This window comes from Myxococcales bacterium (assembly GCA_016717005.1).
In the GTDB taxonomy this organism is placed as follows: domain Bacteria; phylum Myxococcota_A; class Polyangia; order Haliangiales; family Haliangiaceae; genus UBA2376.
Genome location: JADJUF010000010.1, coordinates 24,385 through 41,957, shown reverse-complemented (window position 1 = coordinate 41,957; position 17,573 = coordinate 24,385). Strand labels below are relative to the sequence as shown.

At 73.7% G+C, this 17,573-nt stretch carries 10 protein-coding genes; 6 read left to right on the top strand and 4 right to left on the bottom strand.

The features are described 5' to 3' along the window. Both IPL61_12275 and IPL61_12270 read left to right on the top strand, forming a co-directional pair. Positions 1–8,178 carry an amino acid adenylation domain-containing protein gene (locus tag IPL61_12275; protein ID MBK9032079.1) on the top strand — a complete coding sequence of 2,726 codons (8,178 nt, stop codon included), beginning with the start codon at positions 1–3 and terminating at the stop codon, positions 8,176–8,178. After that, on the top strand, positions 8,175–9,644 hold the full coding sequence (locus IPL61_12270) for a glycosyltransferase family 39 protein (protein MBK9032078.1): 1,470 nt from the start codon (positions 8,175–8,177) through the stop codon (positions 9,642–9,644). Before IPL61_12275 ends, IPL61_12270 begins: the two co-directional genes overlap by 4 nt. On the opposite strand, the gene IPL61_12265 is transcribed toward IPL61_12270, so the two are convergent. After that, complete coding sequence (locus IPL61_12265) at positions 9,614–10,438, bottom strand: methyltransferase, TIGR04325 family (GenBank protein ID MBK9032077.1); 825 nt, start codon at positions 10,436–10,438, stop codon at positions 9,614–9,616. The genes IPL61_12270 and IPL61_12265 overlap by 31 nt on opposite strands. A 30-nt stretch (positions 10,439–10,468) precedes the next feature. Next, positions 10,469–11,068: a class I SAM-dependent methyltransferase gene (locus tag IPL61_12260; protein MBK9032076.1), complete on the bottom strand. Its 600-nt coding sequence runs from the start codon at positions 11,066–11,068 to the stop codon at positions 10,469–10,471. 87 nt (positions 11,069–11,155) lie between these two features. Between IPL61_12260 and IPL61_12255 the strand changes: the two genes are divergently transcribed. From IPL61_12255 to IPL61_12240, 4 genes are all read left to right on the top strand, one after another. Continuing rightward, positions 11,156–12,058, top strand: a complete 903-nt coding sequence (locus IPL61_12255) for a cupin-like domain-containing protein (GenBank protein ID MBK9032075.1) — start codon at positions 11,156–11,158, stop codon at positions 12,056–12,058. A 377-nt stretch (positions 12,059–12,435) separates the two neighbouring features. After that, complete coding sequence (locus tag IPL61_12250) at positions 12,436–12,999, top strand: Uma2 family endonuclease (protein ID MBK9032074.1); 564 nt, start codon at positions 12,436–12,438, stop codon at positions 12,997–12,999. A 574-nt stretch (positions 13,000–13,573) separates the two neighbouring features. Further along, complete coding sequence (locus tag IPL61_12245; GenBank protein ID MBK9032073.1) at positions 13,574–14,155, top strand: Uma2 family endonuclease; 582 nt, start codon at positions 13,574–13,576, stop codon at positions 14,153–14,155. Positions 14,156–14,226: 71 nt separating this feature from the next. After that, positions 14,227–14,952 carry a hypothetical protein gene (locus IPL61_12240; protein ID MBK9032072.1) on the top strand — a complete coding sequence of 242 codons (726 nt, stop codon included), beginning with the start codon at positions 14,227–14,229 and terminating at the stop codon, positions 14,950–14,952. 200 nt (positions 14,953–15,152) lie between these two features. On the opposite strand, the gene moaC is transcribed toward IPL61_12240, so the two are convergent. Both moaC and glmS read right to left on the bottom strand, forming a co-directional pair. Beyond that, entirely contained in the window at positions 15,153–15,578 is a 426-nt protein-coding gene (gene moaC / locus IPL61_12235) for a cyclic pyranopterin monophosphate synthase MoaC (protein ID MBK9032071.1), read from the bottom strand. Positions 15,579–15,747: 169 nt separating this feature from the next. Continuing rightward, positions 15,748–17,571, bottom strand: coding sequence for a glutamine--fructose-6-phosphate transaminase (isomerizing) (gene glmS / locus IPL61_12230; protein ID MBK9032070.1), 1,824 nt, complete (start codon positions 17,569–17,571; stop codon positions 15,748–15,750). Positions 17,572–17,573: the final 2 nt, after the last annotated feature.

Genomic DNA, 17,573 nt, shown 5'->3' with positions numbered 1-17,573 from the left:
GTGGAACCAGACCGAGGCCGCGTACCCGCGCACGACCCGGATCGAGGCGCTGGTCGCCGCGACCGCGCGGCGCGTGCCCGGCAAGGTCGCGGTCAAGGCCACCGACGGCGCGCTCACCTACGCCGAGCTGGCGGCGGCCGCGGCCACGGTCACCGCGGCGCTGGTCGAGGCCGGGGTCGCGCCCGGGGCCCGGATCGGCCTCCTGGCCGATCGCGATCGCCACCTGCTGCCGGGCCTGCTCGGCGTCCTCGGCGCCGGCGCCGCGTACGTGCCGCTCGACCCCAGCTTCCCGGCCGAGCGCCTGCGGTTCATGGTCGAGGACGCGCGCGTCGCCGTCGTCGTCACCACCGCCGCGGTCCGCGATCGGGTCGCGCTCGGCCCGGTCCGGACGATCGCGATCGACGAGCTCGCGCCCGCCACGCCGCCGGCGGTCGCGGTCGGCTCGACCGACGACGTCGCCTACGTCATCTACACGTCGGGCTCGACCGGCACCCCCAAGGGCGTGCAGGTCCCGCACCGCACGGTCGTCAACCTGATCACCAGCGTCGCCCGCGAGCCCGGCCTGACCGAGGGCGACGTCGTGCTCGCGGTCACGACGCCGTCGTTCGACATCGCGGTGTCCGAGCTGATCGCCCCGCTGACGGTCGGCGCCACGATCGTGCTGGCCGACCGCGGCCAGACCACCGACGGCGATCACCTGCGCGCGCTGGTCGAGCGCGAGGCCGTGACGTTCATCGACGCCACGCCCGCGACCTGGCGCCTGCTGCGCGCCGCCGGCTGGGCCGGCGATCCCCGCGTCACCGCGATCTGCACCGGCGAGGCCATGCCCCGCGACCTCGCGGCCGACCTGCGCCCGATCGTCGGCGCGCTCTGGAACGGCTACGGCCCGACCGAGACCACGGTCTGGTCGAGCTTCCACCGCGTCACCGACGACGGCCCGATCCTGATCGGCCACCCGGTCGCGAACACCACGCTGCACGTCCTCGACGACGATCGCCAGCCGGTGCCGGTCGGCGTGATCGGCGAGCTCTACATCGGCGGCGACGGCGTCACGCTCGGCTACCTCGATCGGCCCGAGCTCACCGGCGAGCGGTTCTTGCCCGATCCGTTCCGGGTCGGCGGCGCGGCCCGGCTGTACCGCACCGGCGATCTCGCCCGCTGGCGCACCGCGCCAGCGCCGACGGCGGCGCGCTCGAGTGCCTGGGCCGCACCGACTTCCAGATCAAGCTGCGCGGCTACCGCATCGAGCTCGGCGAGATCGAGGTCGCGCTCGCCCGCCACCCGGCCGTGGCCCAGGCCGCGGTCACCACCCGCGAGGATCGCCCCGGCGACGTGCGGCTGATCGCCTACCTGGTGCCCGCGGCCGGCGCGGCGGTCCCCGCCGACGACGACCTGCGCGCGCACCTGGCGCGGACGCTGCCCGACTACATGATCCCGTCCCGCTTCGTCGCGCTGGCGGCGCTGCCGCTGACCGGCTCGGGCAAGGTCGACCGCAAGGCCCTACCGGCGCCGTCAGGCCCGGCGGTCGTCGCCGACGGCCCCGCGGTCGCGCCGCGCACGCCGCTCGAGGAGCGCCTCGCGCGCGGGTTCGCCGACGCCCTCGCGGTCGCGCGCCTGTCGATCCACGACGACTTCTTCGCGCTGGGCGGCCACTCGCTCTTGGTCGCGCAGCTCGCCGCCCGGCTCGGCAAGGAGCTCGGCCGGGCCGTGCCGATGCGCGCGGTGTTCGAGCACCCGACGGTCGCGCGGCTGGCCGCGTGGCTCGGCGCCCAGGCCCCGGCCGGGGCCGTCGCGCTGCCGGTGATCCCGCGCCGCGCCGACGTCGGCCCGGCGCCGCTGTCGCTGATGCAGCAGCGGGTCTGGTACCTCGAGCAGCTCCAGCTCGGCCGCACGGTCTTCAACGTGCCGTCGGCGCACCGCCTGCGCGGCGCGCTCGATCGCCCGGCGCTCGAGCGCGCGATCGCGACCCTGGTCCAGCGCCAGGACGTGCTGCGCACGGTCATCCGCATGGTCGGCGACAGCCCGGCCCAGGTCGTGCTCGACGACGTCGACGTCGCCGTGCCGTTCGAGGACCTCACCGGCGCCCCGACCGACGCGCGCGCGGCCGTGCTCGACCGCCGCCTGGCCGAGCTGGTCGCGGTGCCGTTCGACCTCGCGGTCGCGCCGCTGTTCCGCACCCGGCTGTTCAAGCTGGCCGACGACGAGCACGTGCTGTTCTTCATGCCGCACCACGCGATCTGGGACGGCTGGTCGTTCGACCTGTTCTACGAGGAGATGGCCGACCTCTACGGCGCGTACCAGCGCGGCGCCGAGCCGAGCCGCCCGCCGCCGCCGGTCACCTACGCCGACTTCTCGGTCTGGCACCGCGACTGGATGGCCGGCCCCGAGCTCGAGCGCCAGCTCGCGCACTGGCAGGCCGCGCTGGCCGGCGCGCCCGAGTCGCTCGATCTGCCCACCGATCACCCGCGCCCACCGACGATGAGCGGCGCCGGCGACACCGAGTGGCTGCGGCTGCCGCCGGCGGTCACCGACGGCCTGCGCGCCGCCGGCCTGCGCGAGAGCGCGACCCTGTTCATGACGCTCCTGGGCGCGTGGACCGTGCTCCTGCACCAGCAGACCCGCCAGCGCGAGCTGGTGATCGGCACGCCGGTGCGCGGGCGCAACGTCGCCGACGTCGAGCAGGTGGCCGGGTTCTTCGTCAACGCGCTGCCGCTCCGGCTCGCGGTCGATCCCGACCGCAGCTTCCTCGAGCTGGTGCGCGGCGTCCGCGCGCGCACGATCGAGGCGTTCGGCGCCCAGGACGTGCCGTTCGAGCACCTCGTGCGCACGCTCGACGTGCGCCGCGACGAGTCGCGGTTCCCGATCTACCAGGCGTTCTTCTCGTACCAGGACGCGCGCCAGCGGCCGCCGCGCTGGGGCAACCTCGATCACCGGAACCTGCCGGTGTTCCAGCCGGCCGCGGCCCAGGACGTCGCGCTCTGGTTCCTGGACGGCACCGACGGCGTCGTCGGCGGCCTCAACTACAACACCGACATCCTCACCGCCGACACCGCGCAGCGCCTGGCGCGGCGGTTCCTGGCGCTGGTCGCCGCGATCGCCGCGCACCCCGAGCGCCCGGTGCGCGAGCTGCTGGCGATCACCGACGACGAGCGCGCCCAGCTGGACGCATGGAACGCCACCGCGACGCCGCCGCCGCCCGCGCCGAACCTGGCCGCCTACGTCGCGCCCGGCCTCGCGCGCGATCCCACCAAGGTCGCGATCCGCAGCGCCGGCGGCGCCACCACCTACGGCGAGCTGGCCGCGCAGCGCGATCGGATCGCCGCGGCGCTCGTCGCCCGCGGCGTCGGCCGCGGCGCCGTGGTCGCGCTGCACCTCGAGCGCGGCCCGGCGATGGTCGCCGCGCTGCTCGGCGTCGCCGCCGCCGGCGCCACCTACCTGCCGCTCGATCCCGCGTTCCCCCGCGATCGCCTCGCGTTCATGCTCGCCGACAGCGGCGCCCACACCGTCGTCGCCGATCGCGACCTCGCCGACCTCGGCGTCGCCGCCGCGCAGGTCCTCCGGCTCGACGGCGACCCGCTGCCCGACGCGGGGCCCGGGCCCGCCACCGCCGCCACCGCCGACGACGCCGCCTACCTGATCTACACCTCGGGCTCGACCGGCCAGCCCAAGGGCGTCGCCGTCCCCCACCGCGCCGTCACCAACTTCCTCGCCAGCATGGCCGCGCGGCCCGGCCTGACCGCCGCCGATCGCCTGTGCGCGGTCACGACCCTGTCGTTCGACATCGCCGCCCTCGAGCTGTGGCTGCCGCTCGCGATCGGCGCCGAGATCGTCCTGGCCAGCCGCGACCAGGCCACCGACGGCCACGCGCTGCGGGCCCTGCTCGAGGAGTCGCGCGCGACGATCATGCAGGCCACCCCGGCCACCTGGCGCATGCTGGTCGAGGCCGGCTGGCGCGGCGGCGCCGGCTTCACCGCGCTGTGCGGCGGCGAGGCCCTGCCGGTCGAGCTCGCCGAGGCCCTGCTCGAGCGCACCGGCGCGCTCTGGAACATGTACGGCCCCACCGAGACCACGGTCTGGTCGACCTGCGCGCGCATCGAGCCCGGCCAGGGCGACCTCACGATCGGCACGCCGATCGCCAACACCACGGTCTGGGTCGTCGACGACGCCGGCCAGCCGGTGCCGATCGGCGTCCCCGGCGAGCTCGCGATCGGCGGCCTCGGCGTCGCGCTCGGCTATCACAACCGCCCCGAGCTGACCGCCGAGCGGTTCGTGCCCGATCGGTTCGCCGCCGCCCCGGACGCCCGCCTGTACCGCACCGGCGACCTCGGCCGCTGGCGCGCCGACGGCACCCTCCAGCACCTCGGCCGCACCGACCTCCAGGTCAAGATCCGCGGCTACCGCATCGAGCTCGGCGAGATCGAGGTCGCGCTCGCCCGCCACCCGCGGATCGCCCAGGCCGCGGTCGTCGCCGGCCCCGGCCCCGGCGGCGAGCAGCGCCTGATCGCCTACCTCGTCGCGTCCGGCGGCGACGCCCCCGCCGCCGCGGCGCTGCGCGAGAACCTCCGCGACGCCCTGCCCGACTACATGATCCCCGCGGTGTTCGTGCCGCTGCCGGCCCTGCCGCTCACGCCCAACGGCAAGGTCGATCGCCGGGCCCTGCCGGCCCCGACCGACGCCGGCGCCGCGCCGGTGGTCAGCTACGCCGCGCCGCGCGACGCGATGGAGCAGCTGATCGCGCAGACCTTCGCAGACGTACTTGAGATCCCGCAGGTCGGCGTCGACGACGACTTCTTCGCACTCGGCGGCCATTCTCTGCTGGTCGCCCGCGTGACGATTCGACTGTCGAGCGCGCTCGGGTGGGACCTTCCGATGCGTGCTCCGTTCACGCATCCAACTACCGCTGGACTGTCGCGCTGGATCTTCGCGAACCGCCCGACCAGACTTGACCGTCTCGCGCTCCCGAAGCGCACCGCCTCTACGCCGCCCCCGCTATCACTGGCACAGCAGCGCGCTTGGTACCTTGAGGAACTCCAAGGTGCACGTCCGCTGTTCAACATGCCAGCCGCGTTCGGCCTGCGCGGCGACGTCGACCGTCGCCTGCTTCAGCGGGCACTCGATCTACTTCTCGAACGACACGCGGCGCTGCGGACCTCCATTGGCTTGCACGACGGTGTGCCTTTCCAGGCGATCGCGGCTCACGTATCTGTACCGATCGACTTCGACGACTTGACGACCCCAGTCGCGGACGGCGACGTGCTGTCACTGACCGAGCGGCTCGATGCGGAGGCTGCCCGACCTTTCGACATCGGGATCCCGCCGCTGCTCCGCGCCAACCTCTGGCGCACGACCGCCGATGAGCACGTCTTCATGCTGGTGGTGCATCACGCCATCTTCGACGGCACCTCGTTGGCAATCATCCTTGAGGAACTCGGAACCACATACGTGAGCCTCGTGGCTGGTGAAACACCAACCTTTCCATCGTTGCCCGTGACCTACGCTGACTTCAGCGAGTGGCACCGGATGTGGATGACTGGCCCTGAACTCGAACGTCAGCTCGCCTACTGGAAGGGCAAGCTTGCCGGCGCCCCCGAGTCGCTTGACCTCCCGACCGATTTCCCGCGCCCCGCGACCATGACCGGCAATGGGGCCACCGAATGGATCGAACTCGACGACAAGACCAGCGCCGAGCTCCGCGCACTAGCTAGCCAGCACAGTGCGACACCGTTCATGGTGCTGCTCGCAGCATGGGCAGTGTTCCTATCTCAACTCACCCGCCAGTCCGATCTAGTAATCGGCACGCCCGTACACGGGCGCGTTCACCCAGATCTCGCTCGCGTTGTGGGCTTCTTCGCCAACGCGATCCCCCTGCGCTTCACCCTGGACGTTGACCAATCGTTCAGCCAGTTGGTCGCCGCGGTGCGCGTCGACACGGTCGAGGCATTCGGAGCCCAGGACGTCCCTTTCGAGCATCTGGTTCGTGTCGTCGATCTCGTCCGCGATCCGAGCCGCTCTCCGATCTACCAAGCGTTTCTCGCTTACCAGGATCGTCGCGCGAGAGTACTGAGATGGGGCGAACTCGAACTCGAGGCCCTGAGAGTATTTCCGCCGGCAGCCATGCAAGACCTCGCCCTGTGGCTCACGGACACCTCACGTGGCATGGTCGGTAGCCTCAACTACAATACCGACATCCTCACCGCCGACACCGCGCAGCGCCTGGCGCGGCGGTTCCTGGCGCTGGTCACCGCGATCGCCGCGCACCCCGAGCGCCCGGTGCGCGAGCTCCTGGCGATCACCGAGGACGAGCGCGCCCAGCTCGACGCGTGGAACGCCACCGCGACGCCGCCGCCCACCGCGGCCAACCTGGCCGCGTACGTCGCGCCCGGCCTCGCGCGCGATCCCGCCCAGGTCGCGATCCGCTGCGCCGGCGCCGCCACCACCTACGGCGAGCTGGCTGCGCAGCGCGATCGGATCGCGGCGGCCCTGCGCGCGCGCGGCGTCGGCCGCGGCGCCGTGGTCGCGCTGCACCTCGAGCGCGGCCCGGCGATGATCGCCGCGCTGCTCGGCGTCGCCGCCGCCGGCGCCACCTACCTGCCGCTCGATCCCGCGTTCCCCCGCGATCGCCTCGCGTTCATGCTCGCCGACAGCGGCGCCCACACCGTCGTCGCCGATCGCGACCTCGCCGACCTCGGCGTCGCCGCCGCGCAGGTCCTCCGCCTCGACGGCGACCCGCTGCCCGAGGCCGGGCCCGGGCCTGCCAGCGCCGCCACCGCCGACGACGCCGCCTACCTGATCTACACCTCGGGCTCGACCGGCCTGCCCAAGGGCGTCGCCGTCCCCCACCGCGCCGTCACCAACTTCCTCGCCAGCATGGCCGCGCGGCCCGGCCTGACCGCCGCCGATCGCCTGTGCGCGGTCACGACCCTGTCGTTCGACATCGCCGTGCTCGAGCTGTGGCTGCCGCTCGCGGTCGGCGCCGAGATCATCCTGGCCAGCCGCGACCAGGCCACCGACGGCCACGCGCTGCGGGCCCTGCTCGAGGAAGCGCGCGCGACGATCATGCAGGCCACCCCGGCCACCTGGCGCATGCTGGTCGAGGCCGGCTGGCGCGGCGGCGCCGGCTTCACCGCGCTGTGCGGCGGCGAGGCCCTGCCGGTCGAGCTCGCCGAGGCCCTGCTCGAGCGCACCGGCGCGCTCTGGAACATGTACGGCCCCACCGAGACCACGGTCTGGTCGACCTGCGCGCGCATCGAGCCCGGCCAGGGCGACCTCACGATCGGCACGCCGATCGCCAACACCACGGTCTGGGTCGTCGACGACGCCGGCCAGCCGGTGCCGATCGGCGTCCCCGGCGAGCTCGCGATCGGCGGCCTCGGCGTCGCGCTCGGCTATCACAACCGCCCCGAGCTGACCGCCGAGCGGTTCGTGCCCGATCGGTTCGCCGCCGCCCCGGACGCCCGCCTGTACCGCACCGGCGACCTCGGCCGCTGGCGCGCCGACGGCACCCTCCAGCACCTCGGGCGCACCGACTTCCAGGTCAAGATCCGCGGCTACCGCATCGAGCTCGGCGAGATCGAGGTCGCGCTCGCCCGCCACCCGCGGATCGCCCAGGCCGCGGTCGTCGCCGGCCCCGGCCCCGGCGGCGAGCAGCGCCTGATCGCCTACCTCGTCGCGTCCGGCGGCGACGCCCCCGCCGCCGCGGCGCTGCGCGAGCACCTCCGCGACGCCCTGCCCGACTACATGATCCCCGCGGTGTTCGTGCCGCTGCCGGCCCTGCCGCTCACGCCCAACGGCAAGGTCGATCGCCGGGCCCTGCCGGCCCCGACCGACGCCGGCGCCGCGCCGGTGGCAGGCCCCTATGCTGGGCCGCGAACGCCGGCCGAGAACCTCGTCGCAGACGTCTGGAAGAGCCTGCTTGGCGCCCAGCGAATCTCGATCTACGACAACTTCCTCGACCTTGGCGGCCACTCCCTCCTAGTAATGCAGGCCATCGCAAAGCTTGAGCAACGGACGGGCAAGCGCGTCAGCCCACGCGCATTCTTCTTCCACAACCTGGAGCAACTCGCTCGGGAGTATGAAAGCGCCCTGGCGCCACCGTCCGGGCCAAAGCCACCACGCCCGCCCGAGCCGCCGGCGCCGACCTCGCGCCTGCGCCGCCTGTGGTCCGCGCTCAAGTCATGATCGATCGCACGTGGCGGCTCGCGGCCTACGCGACGATCGCCGCGTGGGCGGTGTTCATGGTCATGGCGCGCCGCCCGGCCGCGATCACCGACGACTGGCAGGGCTGGCGCCAGGCCGACACCGCGGCGATCGCCCGCAACTTCGTCGACGAGGAGTTCGATCCGCTGCGGCCGCGCATCGACTGGCGCGGCGACGGCCCCGGCTACGTCGAGACCGAGCTGCAGCTCTACCCCGCGATCGTCGCGGCGCTCGCGACGGCCACCGGCGACGTCGAGCTGCCGGCGCAGCTGGTGTCGCTGGCCTGCGTCGCGCTGGCGTGCGCGCTCTTGTTCGGCGCGCTGGCCCGCCGGTTCGGCGAGGTGCCGGCGTACGTCGCGCTGCTCGCGGCGCTGTCGATGCAGGGCACGATCGTCGCGTCGACGTCGATCCAGCCCGACCCGCTGGCGTTCCTGGCGTTCACGATCGGCTGGCTGGCGTTCCTCGACGATCTGGCGCGGCCGTCCGCGCGCGCGCTCGCCACCTGGATCGCCGCGACCGCGATCGCCGGGCTGGTCAAGCCGACCACGCTCGAGCTGGGCCTCGCGCAGGTGGCCGTGGTCGCGCTGGCCCACCGCCCGGCGCTGCGGCGGCCGCGGCTGTGGCTGGGCTGGGCCGCGGTGCTGGCGATCGTCGGGGCCTTCCTGCTGTACGCGCGCACGCTCTACGTCACCTACGGCAACACGTTCGGCGTGCTGTCCGGCGGCGACAGCAAGCTGCCGGCGCTGTCGGCCCTGGCCGCGGTCGAGCCCTGGCGCGAGCTGGCGCGCTTCGGCGTGGTCTGGGGCGTCGGCCTGCTCGCGGTCCCCGCGGCGCTCTACCTCGCCGTCCGGCGCCGGTTCGCGTGCGAGGAGCTGGCCCTCGCCGGCGCCGCGCTGGCGCTGTCGCTCCTGGCGTTCCGCTACACCGCCAGCACGTTCGGGACGCACTACCTCCTGCCGCACGTCGTGCTCGGCGCGTGGCTGGTCGCCCACGTCGCCGCCGAGCTGCCGCGCCCGCGCGTGGTGCTGGCGCTGGCGGCGATCGCGGCGCTGGCGCTGAGCGCGCGCGCGGTGCGGTTCGTCCGGGCGCTGCCACGCGAGCCCGAGTCGATCATGGGCGCGCAGCTCGCGGCCCTGGCGCCGCCCGGCACCCGCGTCGTCGTGCGCGCCCGGGCCGAGGGCTACAACCAGCAGTGGCACACCACGAACAACTTCCAGGACCCGCGGGTGTTCTACCTCGCGCGCGCCAAGGGCTGGGTCGTGCCCAACGACCTCGCCGGCGCGACCGCGATCGCCGACTACGCGCTGCGCGGCGCCCGCTACTACGTCCACGTCGCGCAGCGGCCGATCGACGCCGACCTCGCGGCCTGGCTGACCGCCCACGCCCACCGCGTCGCCGCGGGCGACGCCGGCGAGATCTACGACCTCGGCCTCGCCAACGTGAAGTAGTACCCGGTGTACGCGTCGATGTCCTTGCCGCGCGTGAACGGGATCTCGCAGTGCTGCTCGCGGTTGGTCCAGTCGTCGACGAGCGTGTAGCCCAGCGCGGTGATGCCGGTGACCAGCTCGGGGCCGTTGTAGATGCGGTAGGCGTGGAACGCGCGGCCGGTCGACTGCACGGTCACGAAGCCCTCGCCGTCGTAGACCGGCATCTTGTTCAGGATCAGGTGCTGCGGCCGCGAGCCGACCGCGTCGAGGAGCTGCGGCACCGTCAGGTCGACGTACTGGAGCGCGCCCGCGCACAGCAGCACGTCGCAGCCGCGGCCCGCGCCCAGCTCGCTCGTGAACTCGAGCCCGGCGCCGCCGCGCTCGGCCGCCAGCTCGGCGCCGACCTTGACGATCGCCGGCACGTCCTCGACCAGCCACCGCAGGCCCGGCTGGTAGTCGAGGTACTTCTTCCAGCCGTGGTAGCTGACGCCGACGTGCCCGCCGACGTCGAACACGAACGACCCCGGCTTGGCGCGCAGGATCTCGCGCAGCCAGAGCAGCACCGCGTAGTCGCTCTGGCAGGCCTTGTCCATGCGGCTTCGGTACATCGTCGACATCGCGTCGTGATCGTAGCCGACCGGGTGCCCGCTCGGGATCGAGGCCTCGGCCTCGGCGAAGCTGCGGTACACGCCGCGGAAGCAGCCCGGCGGCCGCCGCGCGAACGTCCGCGCGTAGTCGGCCTCGAGCACCTGGCCCAGCCCGGGCACACGCCAGGCGTGCTTGCCGATGCGCTTGCTGACGTCGATGATTCCCACGCCGGCACTCTAGCCGATGGCGCGCGCGGGTCAGCGCTTGGTGCCGATGATCTGCAGCGTCACCGCGCGCCCGGTGTGCAGGCGGCCCTCGACCACGTCGCGCTCGACCTCCTCGGCCAGCTCGAGGTCGAGCCCGGCCAGCGCGGCGATCAGGGTCGGGAGATCGGCCAGCATCGCGGGGTCCTTGGGCCCGCCGGTGCCCATCGTCACCTGGCGCGGCGCGTAGACCTCGACCAGCATCACCCCGCCGGGACGCAGCGCGGCGATCGCCCGCGCGTACATCGGGCCGCGCACCGCCGGCGGCACGTGCGCGAAGATCGCCACGGCGCCGGCGAAGTGCCCGAGCGGCGGCTGGTAGACCGCGAGGTCGGCGCACACGGTCTCGAGCGCGACGCCGTGGTCGTCGGCGAGGCGCGTCGCCTTGGCCAGGCCCACCGGCGACTGGTCGACCGCGGTCACTGCGTGGCCGCGCTGGGCCAGGTACACCGCGTTGCGGCCCTCGCCCTCGGCCAGGCACAGGACCGGCCCCGGCGGGATGCGCCCGGCGTGCGCCCGCAGGAAGTCGTTGGGCGTCGTGCCGTAGACGTGGTCGTCGCTGCCGTAGACCTGATCCCAGAAGTCCGCCTGCATGGACCGACCTTGGCAGCCACGACCGGTGGTCGCAACGCGCGCGGCTGCGGCCCGTGGCCGCGCCCGGCTGCTATCCTCGGCCCTCGCATGGCCGGCCCACGCATCCACCTCCCCACCGCGTTCGACCCGTGGAAGATCACCGGGCTCACCCACGCCCTGTCGACGCACCCGCTGCTCCAGCTCGACGCGCTGGTCGAGCTGGGCAAGCGCCAGCAGGCCCGCAAGCTGGTGCGCACGCACTCGGCCGCGGCCACCGCCGGCACCAGCTTCGCCGACGCGCCGCAGCTGCACCCGACCGGCAAGACCGCGGCCGAGACCCTCGCTGACGTCGCCCGCGCCAACGCGTGGATGTCGCTCCTGAACGTCCAGGCCGACCCGACCTACCGCGCGTTCATCGACGAGATCCTCGACGAGCTGCGGCCCGCGATCGATCGCGTCGATCCCGGCATGTGCTACCGCGCCGGCTGGATCTTCGTGTCGTCGCCCGGCGCGGTGACGCCGTTCCACATCGACCACGAGCACAACTTCATCCTGCAGATCCGCGGCACCAAGAAGCTGTACGTGTGGCCCCACGACGATCGCGCGGTGGTCAGCGAGCGCGCGCTCGAGCTGTTCCACGACGGCCACTCGCGCGACCTGGTGACCTGGAAGGACGCGCACCGCGACCGCGCCCGCGTCTTCGACCTCGCCCCCGGCGCCGGCGGCTACATGCCCTCGACCACCGGCCACATGGTCGAGAACGGCCCCGAGCCGTCGGTGACGATCAGCTTCACCTACTACACCGACTCGACCCGCGCCAACGAGCTCCTCTACCGCGGCAACGCCAAGCTGCGCCGCCTCGGCCTGACGCCGCGCCCGGTCGGCGCCTCGCCCGCCCGCGATCGCGTCAAGCACGCGGTCCTGGCCTCGGCGTTCCGCGCCCAGAGCGCGGTCAAGCGCGCGCTCGGCAAGGGCGTGCGCGACAGCGGCGTCCCGTACGCCCCGGCGTGACGGCGTGACGGCGTGACGGCGTGACGGCGTGACGGCGTGACGGCGTGACGGCGTGCCGGCGTGTCGGCGGGACGGCGTGTCGGCGGGACGGCGGGACGGCGGGACGGCGGGACGGCGGGACGGCGTCGTAGCAGCGGCGGACGAGCGGGGCGTGACCGGGGAGCAGCGGCGTCGCGGGGCACGAAGCGCCGGCCTGGCCGACTAGCAGCGGCGGCGCGGCGGAGGCGGCGCGGCGTCCGGCGACGGCCGGCCCTCGGCCAGAGCGTCCGGAATCCGGACGTCCTGGACATCGCCGCGACGGGACCTCGCGCCCTTGCCGCTGGCACGGCCCTCGCTATCCCGCGGGCAGGAGGAGGGCGGATGGTATGCTGCACCCCATGGAGACCCTCGACTCGGTCGGCGTCGCGCGCCGCCGCATCACGCGGGACGAGTACCTGCGGATGGCCGAGGTCGGCATCCTGCGCGACGACGAGCGGGTCGAGCTGCTGCGCGGCGAGGTCGTGGTCATGAGCCCGATCGGCGCGCACCACGCGCAGTCGGTCACGCGGCTCACCCGGATGCTCATCCAGCAGCTCTCGGCGGCGCTCGACGTCCAGCCGCAGTGCCCCCTGCCGGTCCGCGGCGACTCGATGCCCGAGCCCGACCTGGCCGTCGTGCCCCGCGGCACGTTCGATGCCTACGCCACCACGTGCCTGCTGGTGATCGAGGTCGCCGACTCCAGCCTGCACAAGGACCTGCGCATCAAGGCGCCGCTCTACGCCGAGGCCGCCATCCCGGTGTACTGGCTGGTCGACCTCACCGCCCGCGAGGTGCTGGTCATGACCGACCCGGTCGACGGCGTCTACCAGCGCGTCGACCGCGCCCGCCCCGGCGACGTCCTCACCCTCGCCGGCCAGCCCGACGTCGCGGTCCCGGTCGCCGAGATCGTCCCGCCCGGCTGATGCGCGTCGACCGCGCCCGCCCCGGCGACGTCCTCACCCTCGCCGGCCAGCCCGACGTCGCGGTCCCGGTCGCCGAGATCGTCCCGCCGGGGTGATGCGCGCCGCGCGCTGACCGTGGTCAGGCCCGCGCCTGGTAAGGGCCCGCGCGTGAACAAGTCGATCGAGGATCGCGGACGAGGCGCCCGGATGGCAAGGCGACGGCGAGGACCGGAGGGGAGCGTCCTCGTTGGACGTGACCCGAGGACCGGAGCCGGCAACGCAGCCAGCCGGGATGGATCGGCCGCGAGACCGACCGAGTTGTTCACGCGTGGGCCCTAAGGGCGTGCGCGACACCGGCGTGACGGCGACAACGGCGTGACGGCGTGACGGCGTGACGGCGTGACGGCGTGACGGCGTGACGGCGTGACGGCGTGACGGCATAGCAGCGACGTCGCGGACGCAGCGCGGCGTCCGGCGACGGCCGGCCCTCGGCCATAGCGTCCGGAATCCGGACGTCCTGGACATCGCCGCGACGGGACCTCGCGCCCTCGCCGCTGGCACGGCCCTCGCTATCCCGCGGGCAGGAGGAGGGCGGATGGTATGCTGCACCCCATGGAGACCCCTCGACTCGGTCGGCGTCGCGCGCCGCCACATCACGCGGGACGAGTACCTGCGGATGGCCGAGGTCGGCATCCTGCGCGACGACGAGCGGGTCGAGCTGCTGCGCGGCGAGGTCGTGGTCATGAGCCCGATCGGGCTGGCCCACGCCCGGGTCGTGTCGGTCCTCGTGCGCATCCTGGTCCGGCAGCTCGGCGGCGACTGGCTGGTCCAGCCCCAGGGCCCGCTGCGCATGTGGACCGACTCCATGCCCGAGCCTGACCTCGCCGTCGTCCCGACGGGCTCGTTCACGCAGTTCGCCGACCGCTGCGCCCTGGTGATCGAGGTCGCCGACTCCAGCCTGCACAAGGACCTGCGCATCAAGGCGCCGCTCTACGCCGAGGCCGCCATCCCCGTGTACTGGCTGGTCGACCTGACCGCGCGCGAGGTGCTGGTCATGACCGACCCGGTCGACGGCGTCTACCAGCGCGTCGACCGCGCCCGCCCCGGCGACGTCCTCACCCTCGCCGGCCAGCCCGACGTCGCGGTCCCGGTCGCCGAGATCGTCCCGCCGGGGTGATGCGCGCCGCGCGCTGACCGTCGTACGATCGACGGGCGCCGGCCCGGGGGATGGGCCGCGCAGGAGGCCACGTGTCACCAGCCACGCGCACGTCGACGTTGGTCCTGTTCATCGCGCTCGCCGCGGTCGCGCTCATCACCGGCGCCGTCGGCGACGCGCTGGCCCAGGCGGTCCGCCTGCCGCCCGGCGTCGGGGTCGGTCCGCCGACCCGCGCGCCGAGCGGCTGGTCGGTGGTCTGGGACGTGCTGTCCCAGCCCAAGATCTTCATCCCGCTCGTCGGGCTCACGCTCGGCTTCGTCGGCGGGCTCCTCGCCGGCGACGACGAGTCGTGGCTGAAGCTGTTCGCGCTGTTCGCGATCGCGCTGGTCGCCGCGATCATCCTGTTCGAGTCGGGCCTGCGGGTCCTGGCCCAGCCCGGCAAGGCCACCGCCGGCGTCGCGACGCTGGTGGTCGCGGTGTTCGCCGTGCTGATGCTGGTGCTCAAGCACACCCGGCCGGTGTTCTTCGCGTCGACCGAGGTCGCGTTCTCGCTCGCCGTGATCTACTTCAGCATCCGCAGCCTCGACGGCGGCGGCGAGAAGTGGGCGACGCTGGTGCTCGGCGTCTACGGCGTGGTCGACGGCCTCGACCGGGCCTGGGCCGAGATCCGCACGTGGGACCAGCCCGGCGCCACGGCCGCCGCGCCGGCCGACGACGACGCGGACGACGACGACGCGGCCGAGGAGCGCGCCGCCGAGGACGACGCCAACGCGGCGGCGGACGCCGACGAGCCCGCGGCCGCCGCGCCGAAGGCCTGAGCTACCGCGCCCGGACGCCGCGCGCCGCCGCGCCGAACGCCGGAGCTACCGCGCCCGGACGCCGCGCGCCCGCCGCGCCGAAGGCCTGAGCTACTGAGCTACCGCGCCCGGACGCCGAGCGCCCGCCGCGCCGAAGGCTGAGCCGAGCTACCGCGCCGGACCCCGCCCAGCGCCCGCCCGCCGAGCGCCCGCCCCCTGCGCTAGCGAGCCCAGACGCCGGTGCGTCCGCCGCGCTTGGCCTCGAGCATGATCGGCCCGATGACCATCCCGCGATCGACCGCCTTGGCCATGTCGTAGATCGCCAGCGCCGCCGCGGCGACCGCGGTCATCGCCTCCATCTCGACGCCGGTGCGATCGAACGCGCGCACCGCGACGGTGATCGCGACCTTGGTCTCGCCCACGTCGAGCTGCACGTCGACGCCGGTCACCCGCACCGGGTGGCACAGCGGCACCAGCAGGTGCGTCTGCTTGGTCGCGTTGATCGCCGCGATCCGCGCCACCGCCAGCGCGTCGCCCTTGGCCAGCGCGCCCGCGGCCAGGAGCCCGGCCGCCTCCGCGGTCATGTGGACCTCGCCCGAGGCGATGGCCTCGCGCGCGGTCTCGGGCTTGGCGCCGACCTCGACCATGTGCGCGGCGCCGGTCGCGTCGACGTGGGTCAGCGCCTTGGCCGGCGGCGCCTTGGCCGACGCCTTCGGCGACGGCGCCTTCGTCGGCGGGACGGTCGCGCCCCGCACCGCCCGCGCGGGCGCGCGGCCGATCGCGGTGTCACGGCGCGCGCGGGTCGGGCGCGGGCGCTCACTCAACGGTGACGCTCTTGGCCAGGTTGCGCGGCTGGTCGATGTCCGTGCCCTTGAAGTCGGCCACGTAGTACGCCAGCAGCTGCAGCGGGATCACCGTCAGGATCGCCTGCAGCTCGACCGCGCCGTCGGGGATCAGCACGACCTCGTCGGCGACCGAGCCGATCTCGTTGTCGCCGCGGCTGGCGATCGCGAGGATCTTGCCCTGGCGCGCCTTCACCTCGGACAGGTTCGAGACCACCTTCTCGTAGTTGGGGCCGCGCGGCGCCAGCACCACGACCGGCAGGTTCTCGTCGATCAGCGCGATCGGCCCGTGCTTCATCTCGCCGGCGGCGTAGCCCTCGGCGTGGATGTACGAGATCTCCTTGAGCTTGAGCGCGCCCTCGAGGGCGATCGGGTACTGCGCGCCGCGGCCCAGGAACAGGAAGCCGGTGGCCGGGCCGTAGCGCCGGGCCAGCACCTGCAGCTGCGCGCTGTGGTCGACGACGTCCTTCAGCTTCCCCGGCAGCTGCAGCAGCTCGGCCAGGAGCTCGCGGGCCTTGGCCTGCGCCAGCTTGCCGTTGCGGCGGCCCAGGTAGATGGCGAGCAGCGCCATCGACACCAGCTGGGTCGTGAACGCCTTGGTCGAGGCGACGCCGATCTCGGGGCCGGCGTGGGTGTAGAAGGCGTAGTCGGCCAGGCGCGCGATCGACGACTCGACCACGTTCGAGATCGCCAGGACCTTGGCGCCCTTGCCCTTGGCCTCGCGCACCGCCGCCATCGTGTCGGCGGTCTCGCCCGACTGGCTCACCGCGACCACCAGATCGCCGGGGCCGACGATCGGATCGCGGTACCGGAACTCCGAGGCCAGCTCGACCTCGACCGGGATGCGGGCCAGGCCCTCGATCATGAACTCGCCGACCAGCGACGCGTGGTACGAGGTGCCGCACGCGACGAAGATGATGCGCTTGATGTTGGCGACGTCGAGCTTGACCTCGTCGAAGATCACGTCGTCGCGCTCGAGGTCGACCCGGCCCACGAGGGTGTCGGCCACCGCCCGCGGCTGCTCGTGGATCTCCTTGAGCATGAAGTGCTTGAAGCCGCCCTTCTCCGCCTGCATCGCCGACCACGTGATCGTCTTGGGCTCGCGGTGCTTCGGCCGCCCCTCGAAGTCGGTGATCGCGACCGCGTCCTTGGTGATCGTGATGACCTCGCCCTCCTCGACGAAGAGGATCCGGCGGGTCTCCGACAGGATCGCGGTCACGTCCGAGGCGATGAAGTTCTCGCCGTCGCCCAGGCCGATCACCATCGGCGACGCGTTCTTGGCCGCCACCAGCGTGGTCGGGTCGTCGTCGTTCATGACCACGAACGCGTACGCGCCCCGGACCTTGCCCAGGGCCGCGCGCACCGCCGACGTCAGGTCGGTCGCGCCGGCCTTGACCGCGCGATCGATCAGGTGCGCGAACAGCTCGGTGTCGGTCTCGGACGTGAACTTCGCGCCGGCCGACGCGAGCTCGGCCCGCAGCGCCAGGTGGTTCTCGATGATGCCGTTGTGGATGACCGAGATCGTGCCGACCTTGTGCGGGTGGGCGTTCTCGTCCGACGGCCGCCCGTGGGTCGCCCACCGGGTGTGGCCGATGCCGATCGTGCCCGGCGCCGGCTCCTTGAGGAGCTTGTCCTCGAGGTTCTGGAGCTTGCCCCGGCACCGGACCACCCGGCTCGCGCCGTCGGACCAGACCGAGACGCCCGCCGAGTCATAGCCCCGGTACTCGAGCCGGCGCAGACCACCGACCAGGAGCGGCGTCGCCTGACGCCCCCCGACGTAACCGACGATGCCGCACATGG

Excerpts from the sequence above, each read along its gene's own strand:
- IPL61_12270 (MBK9032078.1), top strand. The coding sequence starts at position 8,175 with ATGATCGATCGCACGTGGCGGCTCGCGGCCTACGCGACGATCGCCGCG.
- IPL61_12260 (MBK9032076.1), bottom strand. The coding sequence starts at position 11,068 with ATGCAGGCGGACTTCTGGGATCAGGTCTACGGCAGCGACGACCACGTC.
- IPL61_12255 (MBK9032075.1), top strand. The coding sequence starts at position 11,156 with ATGGCCGGCCCACGCATCCACCTCCCCACCGCGTTCGACCCGTGGAAG.
- IPL61_12250 (MBK9032074.1), top strand. The coding sequence starts at position 12,436 with ATGGAGACCCTCGACTCGGTCGGCGTCGCGCGCCGCCGCATCACGCGG.
- IPL61_12245 (MBK9032073.1), top strand. The coding sequence starts at position 13,574 with ATGGTATGCTGCACCCCATGGAGACCCCTCGACTCGGTCGGCGTCGCG.
- moaC (MBK9032071.1), bottom strand. The coding sequence starts at position 15,578 with ATGGTCGAGGTCGGCGCCAAGCCCGAGACCGCGCGCGAGGCCATCGCC.
- glmS (MBK9032070.1), bottom strand. The coding sequence starts at position 17,571 with ATGTGCGGCATCGTCGGTTACGTCGGGGGGCGTCAGGCGACGCCGCTC.